Below are 13,632 nucleotides of genomic sequence, written 5' to 3' on the forward strand. Positions count from 1 at the left end.
TCGGCCCCCCTTTTCAATGGCGGGCGGTGCCGGAGAAGAGGTTCACCACCAGCACCCCGGCCAGGATGAGGCCGAGGCCGATGATGGCGGGCATGTCCAGCTTCTGCCCGAAGACCACCCAGCCCACGGCCGAGATCAGCACGATGCCGAGGCCGCTCCAGATCGCATAGGCGATGCCAACGGGAATGCCGCGCAGCGCGAGGGAGAGGAAGAAGAAGGCCGCCAGATAGCCCAGCGCCATCACCGCCGTCGGCCATGGCCGGGTGAACTGCTGCGAGGCCTGCAGGGCGGAGGTGGCGATGACCTCCAGCACGATCGCCGCCAGCAGCGGCAGATAGCTCCGCGACACAGGTCATCTGTCCCGGATGTTTGGTGCGGGTGGTCGGACTCGAACCGACACTCTGTCACCAGAAGCGGATTTTGAGTCCGCCGCGTCTACCATTCCACCACACCCGCGATGGGGACGCAGGGCGCCCGCCACCCCTATATGGTACCTCCGGCGGAAACTCCAGACCCTCCTTGGGCTGGGCGGTCAGGGGTAGTTCCGCCGGGGCAGCCCCGCGTCTTCCGCCGGTCCGGCCTGACGCGCGTGATGTGCCAGCCCGTGGGCGGCATGGTATAGAAAGGGCGGCTCCGGCGCGACCGGGCCGCATCACCCGACGCCGGCCGCGAAAGCCGCCCGCCCGAGAGGCTGCCGCCATGACCCAGCACGCGCCACACCGCCCCGACCCCGAGATCACGGCTTCCGGACTGACAGGGCTGGACCCCGTCTGGACCCGGATGCGGCGTGAGGCGGAGGATGCGGCACGGCGGGAAACGGAGCTGGCGGGCTTCATGCACTCCGCCCTGTTGCAGCATGATACGCTGGAAAGCGCCCTGGCCAGCCGTGTGGCTGACCGGCTGGACCATGCCGACCTGCCCACTACCCTGCTGCGCCGCAGCCTGGAGCGCGTGCTGACCGAGCGGCCCGAGCTGGCCCTGGCGGTGCGCGCCGATATCATGGCCGTGGTGGACCGCGACCCCGCCACCCACCGGGCACTGGAGCCATTGCTGTACTACAAGGGGTTCCATGCCCTGACGACGCATCGCCTGGCGCATCACCTCTGGCAGGAGGGGCGGCGGGACTTCGCGCTCTGGCTGCAATCCCGCTCCTCCGTCGTCTTCCAGACCGACATCCATCCGGCGGTGAAGATCGGCAAGGGCATCTTCCTCGACCACGCCACCGGCCTGGTGGTGGGGGAGACGGCGGTGGTGGAGGATGACGTCTCCATCCTGCAAGGCGTCACTCTCGGCGGCACCGGCAAGGAAGGCGGGGACCGCCATCCCAAGATCCGCCACGGCGTGCTGATCGGTGCCGGCGCCAAGGTGCTGGGCAATATCGAGGTCGGCGCCTGCGCGCGCATCGCCGCCGGCTCGGTGGTGCTGAAGCCCGTGCCCTCTGGCTGCACGGTGGCCGGGGTGCCGGCGCGGGTGGTGGGGAAGGCGGGCTGCGCCGAACCCTCCCGCGCCATGAACCAGACGCTGGACGGGGTGTGAGGCCAGCCGCTTAACCCTTCGTCACTTGCCGCCCTGGAAACCTGGAGCGACAAGGAAACGCCATGCCCCTGCTGATCGCCATCCTCGCCGCCGCCGCGCCTCTCTTCGCCATGGCGACGGAGCGCTGGGGCGGGCTCAATCCTTGCCTGCTCTGCCTCTGGCAGCGCTGGCCCTACTGGGTGGCGGCGGCGCTGGCGCTGCTGGCCTATCTGCTGCCGCGCCGGCCGATGCTGGTCCTGGCGGGCCTGGCCGTGCTGGCCTCCGGCGCCGTCGCCGTGGTGCATGGGGGTGTGGAGGCGAAATGGTGGCCCTCGCCCCTGCCGGGCTGCGCGGCGCCGAGCGCGGTTGCTGGCCAGAGCATCGAGGAGATGATGGCCGGCCTGGCGGCCCGCCCGGCCAAGCCATGCGATGAACCCGCCTATCTGATCCCCGGCCTGCCCGTCTCCATGGCCTGGATGAACCTGGCCTACGCGCTGGCGCTGGGCGGTTTCACCTTCTGGCAGGCATCGCGGCCTTCCACGCCGCCCATCGCGAATCGTCGAGGCTGACGCGCCGGGCCGCGGCTGGCAGAGTGCTGGCCATGCCCGTCCCGCGCCGCCTCGCCGCCTGCCTGTCCGCCCTGCTGCTTGCGGCCTGCGCCGGCACCCCGGTGGAAGCGCCGTCGCCGCCCTCGGGCAGCGCCGATCCATCTGCCGCGGGCGCTCTCCAGCCCCTGGCGGACCGCGCACCGATGCTCCTGCACGGTTTCGAGCGGCAGGAGGCGGGGCCAGCCACCGGCCCGGAGCCTGGCTGGATGCTGCGTTACCGCCATCCCGATTCGGGCTCCACGGCGGCGGTTTTCCTGCGCAGGCCCCGCATCACGCCCATGCCGGACGGCCCCTCGTCGCCTGCGGTGCAGATGGAGGTCATGGCTCATGCTCTGGCGGTGCAGGCCCTGCTGGGAGGCAGCGGCACGATGACGCGCGTGCCCGATTATGCCGCCGGTCGGGGGGGCGGCACGCCACCGGTCATACGCTGTGCAGACCTCCGCTTCGGCCAGCCGGAGGCCATGGTGCGGCGGGAATTGATCTGCGCCAGCGGGCTGGACGGCACCGTGGTCACGGTCATGCTCTCTGCACGGCATGGGGAATCCGACATGGACACCGCGCGCCGCTTCCTGACCAGCTTCGCCTTGCGGCTGGTGTCGGAACTGCGGCAGGGCGGCAGCGCCCAGCCCCCGGCTGGCGAGGAGCCGGCCGGCCGCGTCTTCCGCGTCTAGCCTTCCAGCTCGCTGTCCCAGTAGAGATAGTCGCGCCAGCTCTTGTGCAGGTAGTTGGGCGGGAAGGCGCGGCCATTCTCCTGCAATTCCCAGCTGGTCGGCTGGCGCGGCGCCTGGCGCGGGAACATCTTGATCTCGCGTGGCAGCTTGTTCCCTTTCCGCAGGTTACAGGGCCCGCAGGCGGTGACGACATTGTCCCAGCTGGTCCGCCCGCCACGGGAGCGGGGGATGACATGGTCGAAGGTGAGGTCGTGCGTCGGCATCTCCTGGCCGCAATAGACGCAGGAGAAGCTGTCGCGCAGGAAGACATTGAAGCGCGTGAAGGCCGGGCGGCGGGCGGAGGGGATGTATTCCTTCAGCGCGATGACGCTGGGCAGCCGGATGACCTGGCTGGGGGAATGCACCTCGGCATCATATTCCGACAGGACGGAGACGCGGTCCAGGTAGACCGCCTTCACCGCATCCTGCCATGCCCAGAGCGACAATGGGTAATAGGATAGCGGACGAAAATCCGCGTTCAGCACGAGGGCAGGGAACCCTTGGCTCCCCACGGACATCATCCCGTCAGGCAAGCGCCGCTCCTTTTCAGGCCGCGCGCCTCAAGCTCTGGGGCTGAACCGGACGGACAAGCCCCAGATGTCGTGGCGCCGTCGGTGTGCCCGGAATTCATGCCACCTTGACGGGGCCCGTGCAATATCGGGCCTCGCTGGTTTCACGCCGCTGTCACCTGTCAGGCCTCAGCCTCGATCCGCGCTGCCGCGCGTTGCAGGAACAGCGCTCCGGCCGAAAGTCCGGCATCGTCGATTCCATGCCCCAGGGCCGGGGAGAAGGTGGCCTCGACGGGCACGCCCGCCGCGCGCAGCACCGTCTCGGCCTGCTGACTGGCGGCGGCGGGCACGACCTGGTCCACCTCCCCATGCACCAGCAGCACCGGCGGGCGGCAGGCGATCTCGCCGGCAAGGGCAGAGGCACCGATGAGCATGCCGGAATAGGCCATGATCCCGGCCGGGGCCACCTGGCGGCGCAGGCCGGTATAGAGCGCCGTCATGGCTCCCTGGCTGAAGCCCATCAGCACCACGGCCGAGGGCGGCAGCCCGGCGGCGGCGCATTCCTGGTCGATGATGGCGTCCAGCACCGGCCGCGCCGTCTGCACTCCCGCCAGCAGGGCAGCAGGGGCGCGGTTGCTGAGGCTGAACCACTGGCGGCCGAAGGGCGCGCCGTCATGCGGCTCGGGCGCGTGGGGAGAGATGAACAGCGCATCCGGCACCGCATTGGCCCAGTAGGGGGCGAGGTCGATCAGGTCGTTGCCATCGGCGCCCAGCCCGTGCAGCAGGAAGACGATCATCTTGGGCGCATTGCCGCTCTTCGGGCCCCAGCGCGGCCCATCCATCGTCGCCATCGGCGGCATCCTCTCTTGCTGTGATGTGGGTCCTTCCGCTACGCGCGCTGACGCATGGCCGCAACCATCGTCACGCGCTTTGCCCCCAGCCCCACCGGGCGGCTGCATCTGGGCCACGCCTGTTCCGCCCTGCTGGGCTGGCGGGCCGCACGCCAGGCCGGCGGGCGCTTCCTGCTGCGGATCGAGGATATCGACCCCGTCCGCTGCCGCCCGGAATATACCGCCGGCATCCTGGAAGACCTGGCCTGGCTGGGCCTGGACTGGGACGGCCCGCCACGCATCCAGTCCCGCCATCTGCCGGAATACCGCGCGGCGCTGGACCGGCTGGAAGGCATGGGGCTGCTCTACCCCTGTTTCTGCACCCGTGCCGATATCGCGCGGGAGGTCGCGGCCATCGGCCATGCGCCGCACGGGCCGGATGGGCTGCTCTATCCCGGCACCTGCCGCCAACTTCCGGTCGCCATGCGGGCGGCGCGAATCGCCGCTGGCGAGCCCTACGCGCTGCGGCTGGACATGGGCGCGGCGCTGGCGCGGCTGGACGGGCCATTGTGGTTCGAGGAGGAGGGAAGGGGACGGCTGCGCTGCGACCCTGCCCGCTTCGGCGATGTGGTGCTGGCGCGGAAGGATATCCCGGCCTCCTACCACCTCTGCGTCACGCATGACGATGCGTTGCAGGGCGTGACGCTGGTGACGCGGGCGGAGGATCTGCTGCCGGCCACCGACCTGCACCGGCTGTTGCAGGCGCTGATGGGCTGGCCGGCGCCGCGCTACCGCCACCACCCGCTGCTGCTGGGCGCAGATGGCAAGCGGCTTTCCAAGCGCGACCGGGCGCCGACCCTGGAAGCCCTGCGCGCGGCGGGCCGCAGCCCGGAGGAGGTGCGGGCCATGGCCCTGGGCGGCGCGACTTCGTCGTCCGGGGCTGCGGCAGACCGAAGCTCTTCATGATCCCCGCCGCCCCGGCATTGCCCGGGGCGGGAGCAGGACAGGCTGTGGGGCCGCCGTCGCCGGCACGCCCCACCCGGCACGGCCTCAGGTGCGGCCGTAATTATCCTCGAAGCGGACGATGTCGTCCTCGCCGAGATAGGCGCCCGACTGCACCTCGATCAGCGTCAGGGGGATCATGCCGGGATTCTCCATCCGGTGGACGCAGCCCAGCGGCAGATAGACCGACTCATTCTCCCGCAGCAGGATACGCTCGGCATCGCGCTCGACGATGGCGGTGCCATTCACCACCACCCAGTGCTCGGCGCGGTGGAAATGCTTCTGCAGCGAGAGCTTGGCGCCCGGCTTCACGGAGATCTTCTTCACCTGGAAGCGGTCGCCCTGAATCAGTCCCTCGTAGTGGCCCCAGGGGCGGAAGGAGCGGCGATGCTCGGTCGCTTCCTTGCGGCCAGCCTTCTTCAACTGGCTCAGCAGGGTCTTCACGTCCTGCGCCCGGTCGCGATGCATCACCAGCACGGCGTCGTCGGTGACCACGGTCACCACATCCTCCAGCCCGACCACGGTGGTCAGAATGCCCTCGCTCCGCACGTAGCAGTTCTTGGCATCCAGCAGCTCCACCGGCCCGATGGTGGCGTTGCCCTGCGCGTCCCGATCGGAAATCTCCCAGAGAGCGCTCCAGGAACCGACATCGGACCAGCCGATGGAAGCGGGGACCACGGCGGCATGCTCGGTCTTCTCCATCACCGCATAGTCGATGGAGATGTCCGGCGCGCGCTCGAAAGCCTCCGGCGCCAGCCGCACGAAATCGAGGTCACGGGTGGCCTCTGTCACGGCGGCGCGGACCGCGACCAGCAGGGCGGGGGTGAGGCGCTCCAACTCGGCCAGCAGGGTGGCGGCGGTCGCCACGAACATGCCGGAGTTCCAGAGATGCCGTCCCCCCTCCAGGAAAGCCTGGGCGGTGGCGGCATCCGGCTTCTCGACGAAGCGGACGACGGAGGAGACACCCTCCAGTCCCTCCAGCGGCTCACCCGTCTCGATATAACCATAGCCGGTCTCGGCCGAGGTCGGCTTCATGCCGAAGGCGACGATCCGGCCGGCCCGGGCAGCCGCGGCGGCACGTTGCAGCGCGACCGAGAGGGCCTCGCGGTCGGTGATGGCGGCGTCGGCGGCCATCAGCCAGAGCACGGCGGAAGGATCCTGCTCATGCGCCAGCAAGGCGGCGGCGGCGATGGCGGGGGCGCTGTTGCGCGCGACCGGCTCCAGCACGATGGTCGGCTTGGCGATGCCGGCAGCCTGGAGCTGCTCCGCCACCATGAAGCGGTGCGCCTGATTGCAGACGATGATCGGGGAGGTGAAGCCATCGCCCACGGCCCGCGCCACGGTGTCCTGCAGCATCGTCGTTTCGGCCGAGACCAGTGGCCAGAATTGCTTCGGATAACCTTCCCGGGACAGTGGCCACAGTCGGCTGCCGGTGCCGCCAGAAAGAACGACCGGCACGATCCGCTGGGAGTTGGCTTCGACCATCTTATTCGTCTGACCCTAATGCAACAGGGAGCGGGAGCATAAGGAGCCGGCGCCATAAAGGAAAGCCGCCCCGGACTGGAAGTCCGAGGCGGCCAGCCGGCTCTCGCCGGGTTCCAGGCAGGAATGGCGGAGTTTAGGCCGCCATTGCCTGTTCCTTTTTCTTGCGCAGGCCAGGCAGTGCCATCAGTCCCAGCGCCAGGGCGCAGATGACGAGCAGCACAGCGCTGATTGGACGCTCGATGAAGACCGACACGCTGCCGCGGGAGAGCAGCATGGCGCGGCGCAGATGCTCTTCCATCATCGGGCCGAGCACGAAGCCCACCAGCAGGGGCGCCGGTTCCATCTTCAGCTTGTTGAAGATGTAGCCGAGGATGCCGAAGAACACGGTGGCGTAGACGTCGAACACATTGTTGTTGATCGAGTAAACGCCGATCGCGCAGAAGGTCAGGATCGCCGGGTACATATACTTGTACGGCACCTGCAGCAGCTTCACCCACATGCCGATCATCGGCAGGTTGATGACGAGCAGCATCACATTGCCGATCCACATGGAGCAGATCAGGCCCCAGAACAGGTCCGGCTGCGCCTCGACCATGCGCGGGCCAGGCTGGATGCCCTGGATGATCAGGGCGCCGACCATCAGCGCCATCACGGCGTTGGACGGGATGCCCAGCGTCAGCAGCGGGATGAAGCTGGTCTGCGCCGCCGCGTTGTTGGCGGATTCAGGACCGGCCACGCCCTCGATGGCGCCGTTGCCGAACTCGGCCCTACCCTTCGAGACCTTCCGCTCCATCATGTAGGAGCCGAAGGAGGCGAGGGAGGCGCCGCCGCCCGGCAGGATGCCCAGCACGGAGCCCAGGACGGTGCCGCGGGCCACCGCGGGGATGGAGCGCCTGATCTCTTCCCTGGTCAGGAAGAGGCTGCCGACCTTGGCGGTCAGCACGCTGCGGACCTCGGGGCGCTCCAGGTTCAGGATGATCTCGGCGATGCCGAAGACGCCCATCGCCATGGCGGCGAAGTCCAAGCCGTCGGACAGTTCCGGCACGCCGAAGGTGAAGCGCTGCTGGCCCGTCTGCACGTCGGTGCCGACCAGACCCAGCGCCACGCCGAGCACCACCATCCCGATCGACTTCACCACCGAGCCCTGCGCGAGCACGGCCGAGATGATCAGGCCTAGCAACATCAGGGAGAAGTAGTCCGCTGGACCGAAGCTGAGTGCCACCTCCGTCAGCAGCGGGCCGGAGGCCGCGACGAGCAGGGTGGCGACGGAGCCGGCGATGAAGGAGCCGACCGCCGCGATGGTCAGCGCCGCGCCCGCACGGCCGTTGCGCGCCATCTTGTAGCCTTCCAGCGTCGTGACGACGGCGGAGACCTCGCCTGGAAGGTTCAGCAGGATGGCCGTGGTGGAGCCGCCGTACTGCGCGCCGTAGTAGATGCCGGCGAGCATGATGATGGCGGTGGTGGCGGGCTGGCCGAAGGTGATGGGCAGCAGCAGCGAAATGGTGGCAACCGGCCCGATGCCCGGCAGCACGCCGATGGCGGTGCCGATCAGCGCGCCCAGCAGGGCGAAGAGCAGGTTGTCGAAACTCATCGCGACGCCGAAGCCGTGCGCGAGGTTTGAGAGGAGTAGTTCCATGGTCGTCCCTACCTAGCGGCTCAGAAGGTCGGCCAGACGTTTACGCGGATGTCGAGTTCGTGGATGAAGACCCACCAGCAGAGCGCGAGCAGGAAAACGACGCAGCCTGCGACGCCGAGCGGGCGGTGGGTCTTATCCGCGAAGGCCGCGACGATCACCATCACGGTAATGGCCAGGAAGAATCCGCCCGCATCCAGCAGCACGCCGAAGATGGACAAGCCTGCCAGGACCACGGCGAGCACGCGCCAGCCCGGGCTGATGGCCAGGATCATCATGCTGATGAACAGGGCGAGGCCCAGGCTGTACCAGTTATTCGCCAGGGCGGGCACGCCCTGGAGCAGCGGTTGTGCCACCAGGCCCACGCCGATGGCGATGAACAGGGTGACGAAATCGAGCTTGGTCCACTTTTCCAGCGGATCGGTGCCGCCGAAGAAGGCCACGACCAGCACGATGGCGCCCAGAATGAATTCCAGCCCAAACACCAGCATCGGCATGTAGCCAGGGCCCATGCGCCGGGCGCTGCCGAGCGTATGGTCCGTATTCAGCCAAAGGCCGACAGCCGCCAGCACCAGTAGGAAGATGCCAGAGGCCAGGTCTTTCGCGTTGATCTTCATGCCGATCCTTTCTTGAACCTCCGCGTGCGGCAGGCACGCCTCGACATCGTCTCGAAGTGAAAAAATTGGGGTGAAATGAGAGCGCCGACCCGAATCCCCTGATCGGGCGGGGGCGAGGAGTGCCCTGCTTCGGCGCCGCTGACAATCCCGTTATGCGGATTTTGCACAGCAGCATAAGCCGGCACTGGCGGCTCGCCGTCTTCGTTCTCCCTCCAGCCCGAATAATCCGGCAAACCTATGTCATCATCCCTCCGTGACGGCAATAACCTGGCTCACGATGAAGAGAACTTCATGATCCGCGCTTGCGCAACGAAATTGCGTTTTGCACCGCGTTCCTGACCGATCGATATAGAGAGTTCCGACAATGCCCGATTCCGCCCGTATCAACGACCCCACCCGCCTGATCCGCGAGACCTCCGCCGAGCTTGCACCCGCCCTGGTTGCGATACGCCGCGACATCCACACGCATCCCGAACTAGCCTTCGAGGAAGTGCGGACCAGCGGCATCGTGGCGGCGGAACTGGCCCGGCTGGGGGTCGAGTACCGCATCGGGGTCGGCAGGACCGGCGTGCTGGGCTTCATCGACGGCGGACGGCCCGGCCCGACGCTCGCCATCCGCGCCGACATGGATGCGCTGCCGATCCATGAGGAAACCGGCCTGCCCTTCGCCAGCCAGATAGACGGCAAGATGCATGCCTGCGGGCACGACATCCATACCGTCACGCTGCTGGGCGTCGCCGGCGTGCTGAAGCGGCTGGCGCCTGGCTTCGCCGGCCGGGTCGTGCTGGTCTTCCAGCCGGCCGAGGAGACGCTGCAAGGCGCCGATGCCATGATCGCCGATGGCGCGCTGGACGGCGTCGACATGGCGCTGGGCTTCCACAACCACCCGGACATGCCGGTCGGCCGGTTCGGCTACGTGCGCGGCGCCTGCCTGGCGGCGGCCGACAAGTTCGACCTGATCATCCGTGGCAAATCCGGCCATGCCGCGCACCCTTATGCGGCGGTGGACCCGATCGTGGCGGCGGCGCATTTCGTCACCCAGGCGCAGACCGTGGTCTCGCGCGAGGTGAAGCCGCTGCATCCGGTGGTCGTCACCATCGGCCAGTCGAGCGGCGGCACCACCTACAACATCATCCCGGAGCGGGTGCATCTGAAGGGCTCCGTCCGCACCCTGCACGACGAGGCGCGCGACACCGCCGAGGCCGCCCTGCGCCGGCTGGCCGAGGGCATCGCGCTGGGCATGCGGGTCGAGGCCAGCATGGACTACCAGCGCATGGTGCCGCCACTGGTGAACAGCGACCGCGTGCTGGACCCCGCGCTGGCCGCGCTGGCCGAGCAGTTCGGCATGGATCGGGTGGAGGAGGGCGAGCCCAGCATGGGCTCCGAGGATTTCTCCGCCTTCGCGACCCGTGTGCCGGCTTTGCAACTGCGTATTGGCTCTTCGGCGCCGGGGCGGCAGGATGCGCTGCACAATTCCCGGTATCAGCCGGATGAGGGCTGCATTCCGGCGGGGGTGGAGGCGCTGTCACGCATCGCGTTGCAGCTGCTGGGTTGAGAACGGGACAGGAATTCAATGAAAATCTGCGTATTCGGCGCCGGGGCCATCGGCGGCCATGTGGCGGCGCGTCTGGCGTTGGGCGGGGCGGATGTCTCCGTCGTGGCGCGTGGCGCGTATCGTGACGCGATCGCCGCCAAGGGGCTGACCATCAGCGGCAATGGTGGCACCTATCATGTCACCCCGCGCGTCGGCTCGCCCGCCGAGCTGGGCGTGCAGGATGCGGTGATCGTCACCGTGAAGGCGCCGGCGCTGCCGGGCGTGGCGGAGGCGATCGGCCCGCTGCTGGGGCCGGATACCACGGTCGTCTTTGTCATGAACGGCGTCCAGTGGTGGTATTTCGACCGCCATGGCGGGCCGCTCGATGGCCGCCGCCTGCCGGAGATCGACCCAGGCGAGGCCGTGCGGAAGGCGGTGGGCATCGAGCGCACCCTGGGCGGCGTGGTCTATTCCGCCTGCACCGTCACCGAGCCCGGCCATATCCATGTGGAGACCGCCAGCAACCGCATCATCCTGGGTGAGCTGGATGGCAGCGTCAGCCCGCGTGCCGAGGCCATCGCCGCCGCCCTGGAAAAGGGTGGCATGGGTGGCGTGGTGACGCGGGAGATCCGCAAGGAACTCTGGGCGAAGCTGGCCGCCAACCTGGCCTTCGGGCCTTTCGCCATCCTCTCCCGCGCCGGGGCCGGCACCTGCACCCGGGACCCGGTGGTGCGCGCCGCCATGGTGCGGGCGATGAAGGAGGTGCTGACCATCGCCGAGGCCCTGGGCCAGCGGGCGGACCTGGACCCGGAGAAGCGCGTCGCCGCCATCTCCAGCTCCAACCACAAGGCTTCCATCCTGCAGGATCTGGAACTGGGGCGGCCCATGGAAATCGCCGCCATGTTCCGTGTGCCGCTGGAACTGGCCCGCCTCGTGGAGGTGGAGACGCCGACCCTGGACCTGTCGGTGGCCCTGGCCACGATGCAGGCCAGGGCGGCCGGGCTCTACAACCCGCCGGCGTAAGGGATGGGCGCGGGGTGGACCGGAACCGCGGTCTGCCCCAGCACCCAGCCTTCCCAGCTTCGCAGCCAGGGATCGTCCGGCACGAAATCCGGCCTCGCCCCCGCCAGGACCCCGACCACGCAGAGCAGGCCGAGCAGGCTGTCGAATCGGTCTTCCCCCACCGCATCGGTGCCGAAGCCGTCTTCCAGTGCCCGCCCCAGCGCCGGCGCCGGGCATACGCCCAGGCGCTGCATGGCCAGGTGCAGGGAAGGGGCGGCTTCCTGTCGCGCCGCGCGCGCCCGCTTGCTGCCGGACAGGCGGATGCCCAGGTGGCGCATGGCCTCCGCGGGATAGGTCTCCGCCAGCACGGCCACCCCGAGGACGAGCAGCTCGCGCAGCCCGCCCTCGAACGGCCAGATCCGATAGGGCGCGCCAGCCGCCAGCGCGGGGGAGAGCCAGTCGCGCCAGGCGCTGATGGCGGCCTTGCCGGTCTGGTTGGCGCCCAGCGTCCAGAACAGCGGCGCCCCTGCCGGGCGCTCCGTAGTCGCGAGGTCGCAGAGGCGCGAGAGCCCGCCCGCACCGGCCATGCCCAGCGCCGCCGCATGGGCCGCGCGGGTCATGCCCTTCACGCCGCGCGCCGGATAGAAGGGACGCGCGGGCGAGACATCCTCCAGCCCGGCGGCGACATCGAAGAAGCCGGCCATCCCGGCCATCCCGGCCATCCCGCGCAGGAAGGGCAGGAATCCCGATTCCGGGCGCGCCGCGGCATAGCTGCGCGGCAGGCCCATCGGCAGGTCGAGACCCAGCGCCAGCGGCGCGCCCTCCGCCAGCAGGCGGCGCACCAGCGTGGCGGGGTCACCCACGGGCACCGGGGCTTCCGCGTGCCAGATTCCGGCATGGCATCGAGCGATGCTGACCTGGCGCTTGCGCGGGTCCACACTCCAGTCGGCATGCGCCGCGATCAGGGAGGGCTCAGTCATGCGCTACACCCATACGGCCCGAGTGCTGCACTGGCTGACGGTGGCAGCCTTGCTGCTGGTGGGCACGCTGGGCCTCTGGCTCGGCTGGGCGGCGCCGAAAGACGAAGCCTTCAAGCTGCGTCTCTATAACATCCATGAAAGCACCGGCATCCTGCTGCTGCTGGTGACGCTGTTCCGACTCGCCTGGCGCTGGCGCCACCCGCCCCCGCCAGGGCCGGCGCAACCGGTAGTGCTGGAACGGGCGGCGTGGCTCAATCACGCCGCGCTCTATGCTCTGCTGCTGACCATGCCGGTGGTGGGCTTCCTGGCGACGAATGCCTGGGGCTTCCCGCTGCGTATCTACAATGTGCTGCCCCTGCCCAGCCCACTCGGCCGGCATGAGGCGCTGGCGCCGGCGCTGACCAGCCTGCATGGCTGGATGGCCCTGGCGCTCGGACTGCTGGTGGCCGTGCATGCGGGCGCGGCGCTGGTATGGCACGGGATGATCCGCCGCGACGGGCTGTTGCGGCGGATGCTCTGGTGACCGGCTGCCGCTCAGAGTGGCTTGGTCGCCTTTTCCATCAGCCGGGCGAAGAAGCCCTGCTTCTTCGCGGGCTCCGCAGTGGCCTTGGCGGCGGCGGCCAGCAGGGCCTCGCGCTCCTTCGCCTTCAGCTTCAGCCATTGCTCCAGCGTCTTGCCGGCCTTGGCGGCGCGCTTGGCCTCATAGGCACGCTGCCCTTCGCTCATGCGCGGGGCGGTGGTGTCGCTCGTCTTCGCCATCGATACTCGTCCCTGTGCGGCCGGTGGGCGGCTGCCCCCGCCAGATGCCCGCTGCGGCCTCTCGCATCAAGGGGCTTGCGCGGCGTGGCCGCCAGGCCTTTCCCTGCGGGCATGGAACCGAGACTGAAGACTGGCCTCTGGGCCAGCATGGCCATCCGCATGGCGGACCGGGCCGGGCGCCCTGCCATGGTGCTCCGCAAGGGGGATGAGGACGCTGGCGGCGTCCTCTGCGTGCTGCGGGGGAGGGAAGGCTGCGTCGTGCTCAGCCAGGCCCGGGACGGGGAGGGGCGCCCCGCCTGGGTGCGCGGCACCGGGAAAACCCCAGTGCCGGAGCCGGATGCGGATGCCTATGTGGCCCGCCAGACCGCGCGCGACCCTGATCTCTGGGTCATCGAGTTCGAGGCGCCGGACCTGATCCCGCCTTTCGAGGCGCGAATCCTGCCCTGAC

Annotated in this window: 16 protein-coding genes and 1 tRNA gene; 8 read left to right on the forward strand and 9 right to left on the reverse strand. The window is 69.2% G+C overall.

Translation table 11 applies throughout. The annotated features are described in order from the left end of the window. Positions 1-13: 13 nt before the first annotated feature. Positions 14-349 carry a DMT family transporter gene (locus IAI58_RS08450; protein ID WP_207446522.1) on the reverse strand — a complete coding sequence of 112 codons (336 nt, stop codon included), beginning with the start codon at positions 347-349 and terminating at the stop codon, positions 14-16. Positions 350-370: 21 nt separating this feature from the next. Beyond that, positions 371-456, reverse strand: a tRNA-Leu gene (locus tag IAI58_RS08455). A 243-nt stretch (positions 457-699) separates the two neighbouring features. On the opposite strand from IAI58_RS08455, the gene cysE reads away from it, so the two are divergent. The 3 genes from cysE to IAI58_RS08470 all read left to right on the forward strand — a co-directional run bounded on the left by cysE (position 700) and on the right by IAI58_RS08470 (position 2,794). Then, positions 700-1,536, forward strand: coding sequence for a serine O-acetyltransferase (gene cysE, locus IAI58_RS08460; protein ID WP_207446521.1), 837 nt, complete (start codon positions 700-702; stop codon positions 1,534-1,536). A 62-nt stretch (positions 1,537-1,598) separates the two neighbouring features. Beyond that, positions 1,599-2,084 (forward strand): disulfide bond formation protein B, encoded by a 486-nt coding sequence (locus IAI58_RS08465; protein WP_207446520.1) that lies wholly within the window; start codon positions 1,599-1,601, stop codon positions 2,082-2,084. A gap of 32 nt (positions 2,085-2,116) precedes the next feature. After that, positions 2,117-2,794, forward strand: a complete 678-nt coding sequence (locus IAI58_RS08470; RefSeq protein WP_208775909.1) for a hypothetical protein — start codon at positions 2,117-2,119, stop codon at positions 2,792-2,794. On the opposite strand, the gene IAI58_RS08475 is transcribed toward IAI58_RS08470, so the two are convergent. Beyond that, positions 2,791-3,366, reverse strand: a complete 576-nt coding sequence (locus IAI58_RS08475) for an HNH endonuclease (RefSeq protein WP_408906196.1) — start codon at positions 3,364-3,366, stop codon at positions 2,791-2,793. The two genes, IAI58_RS08470 and IAI58_RS08475, sit on opposite strands and share 4 nt — an antisense overlap. Before the next feature lie 158 nt (positions 3,367-3,524). Beyond that, positions 3,525-4,193, reverse strand: a complete 669-nt coding sequence (locus IAI58_RS08480; RefSeq protein ID WP_207446518.1) for an alpha/beta hydrolase — start codon at positions 4,191-4,193, stop codon at positions 3,525-3,527. Between the two features lie 54 nt (positions 4,194-4,247). On the opposite strand from IAI58_RS08480, the gene gluQRS reads away from it, so the two are divergent. Next, entirely contained in the window at positions 4,248-5,138 is an 891-nt protein-coding gene (gene gluQRS, locus IAI58_RS08485) for a tRNA glutamyl-Q(34) synthetase GluQRS (protein ID WP_207446516.1), read from the forward strand. Between the two features lie 84 nt (positions 5,139-5,222). On the opposite strand, the gene IAI58_RS08490 is transcribed toward gluQRS, so the two are convergent. From IAI58_RS08490 to IAI58_RS08500, 3 genes are all read right to left on the reverse strand, one after another. Next, entirely contained in the window at positions 5,223-6,659 is a 1,437-nt protein-coding gene (locus tag IAI58_RS08490; protein WP_207446515.1) for a mannose-1-phosphate guanylyltransferase/mannose-6-phosphate isomerase, read from the reverse strand. Positions 6,660-6,792: 133 nt separating this feature from the next. Further along, a complete protein-coding gene (locus IAI58_RS08495; protein ID WP_207446514.1) occupies positions 6,793-8,295 on the reverse strand; it encodes a tripartite tricarboxylate transporter permease in 1,503 nt (500 codons plus the stop codon). Positions 8,296-8,315: 20 nt separating this feature from the next. Continuing rightward, positions 8,316-8,909, reverse strand: coding sequence for a hypothetical protein (locus IAI58_RS08500; protein WP_207446513.1), 594 nt, complete (start codon positions 8,907-8,909; stop codon positions 8,316-8,318). Positions 8,910-9,273: 364 nt separating this feature from the next. On the opposite strand from IAI58_RS08500, the gene IAI58_RS08505 reads away from it, so the two are divergent. Both IAI58_RS08505 and IAI58_RS08510 read left to right on the forward strand, forming a co-directional pair. Then, positions 9,274-10,464, forward strand: a complete 1,191-nt coding sequence (locus IAI58_RS08505; RefSeq protein ID WP_207446512.1) for a M20 metallopeptidase family protein — start codon at positions 9,274-9,276, stop codon at positions 10,462-10,464. An 18-nt stretch (positions 10,465-10,482) separates the two neighbouring features. Continuing rightward, the gene (locus tag IAI58_RS08510) at positions 10,483-11,466 is read left to right on the forward strand and encodes a ketopantoate reductase family protein (RefSeq protein WP_207446511.1); all 984 of its coding nucleotides are present in this window, start codon (positions 10,483-10,485) and stop codon (positions 11,464-11,466) included. On the opposite strand, the gene IAI58_RS08515 is transcribed toward IAI58_RS08510, so the two are convergent. Next, positions 11,448-12,425, reverse strand: coding sequence for a hypothetical protein (locus tag IAI58_RS08515; protein WP_237182351.1), 978 nt, complete (start codon positions 12,423-12,425; stop codon positions 11,448-11,450). The two genes, IAI58_RS08510 and IAI58_RS08515, sit on opposite strands and share 19 nt — an antisense overlap. Here IAI58_RS08515 and IAI58_RS08520 point away from each other — a divergent pair. After that, positions 12,424-12,948, forward strand: coding sequence for a cytochrome b (locus IAI58_RS08520; RefSeq protein WP_207446509.1), 525 nt, complete (start codon positions 12,424-12,426; stop codon positions 12,946-12,948). The genes IAI58_RS08515 and IAI58_RS08520 overlap by 2 nt on opposite strands. An 11-nt stretch (positions 12,949-12,959) precedes the next feature. Here IAI58_RS08520 and IAI58_RS08525 read toward each other — a convergent pair whose 3' ends face one another. Continuing rightward, positions 12,960-13,184: a hypothetical protein gene (locus IAI58_RS08525; RefSeq protein ID WP_207446508.1), complete on the reverse strand. Its 225-nt coding sequence runs from the start codon at positions 13,182-13,184 to the stop codon at positions 12,960-12,962. Positions 13,185-13,295: 111 nt separating this feature from the next. On the opposite strand from IAI58_RS08525, the gene IAI58_RS08530 reads away from it, so the two are divergent. Beyond that, on the forward strand, positions 13,296-13,631 hold the full coding sequence (locus IAI58_RS08530) for a DUF1491 family protein (RefSeq protein WP_207446506.1): 336 nt from the start codon (positions 13,296-13,298) through the stop codon (positions 13,629-13,631). The last annotated feature ends 1 nt before the right edge of the window (position 13,632 follow it).

The organism is Roseomonas marmotae (assembly GCF_017654485.1).
Lineage (GTDB): Bacteria > Pseudomonadota > Alphaproteobacteria > Acetobacterales > Acetobacteraceae > Pseudoroseomonas > Pseudoroseomonas marmotae.

What these genes read in the sequence shown, in the direction of transcription:
- IAI58_RS08505 (WP_207446512.1), top strand. Translation starts at nt 9,274, where the DNA reads ATGCCCGATTCCGCCCGTATCAACGACCCCACCCGCCTGATCCGCGAG.
- IAI58_RS08500 (WP_207446513.1), bottom strand. Translation starts at nt 8,909, where the DNA reads ATGAAGATCAACGCGAAAGACCTGGCCTCTGGCATCTTCCTACTGGTG.
- IAI58_RS08515 (WP_237182351.1), bottom strand. Translation starts at nt 12,425, where the DNA reads ATGACTGAGCCCTCCCTGATCGCGGCGCATGCCGACTGGAGTGTGGAC.
- IAI58_RS08465 (WP_207446520.1), top strand. Translation starts at nt 1,599, where the DNA reads ATGCCCCTGCTGATCGCCATCCTCGCCGCCGCCGCGCCTCTCTTCGCC.
- IAI58_RS08510 (WP_207446511.1), top strand. Translation starts at nt 10,483, where the DNA reads ATGAAAATCTGCGTATTCGGCGCCGGGGCCATCGGCGGCCATGTGGCG.
- gluQRS (WP_207446516.1), top strand. Translation starts at nt 4,248, where the DNA reads ATGGCCGCAACCATCGTCACGCGCTTTGCCCCCAGCCCCACCGGGCGG.
- IAI58_RS08490 (WP_207446515.1), bottom strand. Translation starts at nt 6,659, where the DNA reads ATGGTCGAAGCCAACTCCCAGCGGATCGTGCCGGTCGTTCTTTCTGGC.
- IAI58_RS08530 (WP_207446506.1), top strand. Translation starts at nt 13,296, where the DNA reads ATGGAACCGAGACTGAAGACTGGCCTCTGGGCCAGCATGGCCATCCGC.
- IAI58_RS08495 (WP_207446514.1), bottom strand. Translation starts at nt 8,295, where the DNA reads ATGGAACTACTCCTCTCAAACCTCGCGCACGGCTTCGGCGTCGCGATG.
- IAI58_RS08470 (WP_208775909.1), top strand. Translation starts at nt 2,117, where the DNA reads ATGCCCGTCCCGCGCCGCCTCGCCGCCTGCCTGTCCGCCCTGCTGCTT.
- IAI58_RS08520 (WP_207446509.1), top strand. Translation starts at nt 12,424, where the DNA reads ATGCGCTACACCCATACGGCCCGAGTGCTGCACTGGCTGACGGTGGCA.
- IAI58_RS08525 (WP_207446508.1), bottom strand. Translation starts at nt 13,184, where the DNA reads ATGGCGAAGACGAGCGACACCACCGCCCCGCGCATGAGCGAAGGGCAG.
- cysE (WP_207446521.1), top strand. Translation starts at nt 700, where the DNA reads ATGACCCAGCACGCGCCACACCGCCCCGACCCCGAGATCACGGCTTCC.
- IAI58_RS08480 (WP_207446518.1), bottom strand. Translation starts at nt 4,193, where the DNA reads ATGGCGACGATGGATGGGCCGCGCTGGGGCCCGAAGAGCGGCAATGCG.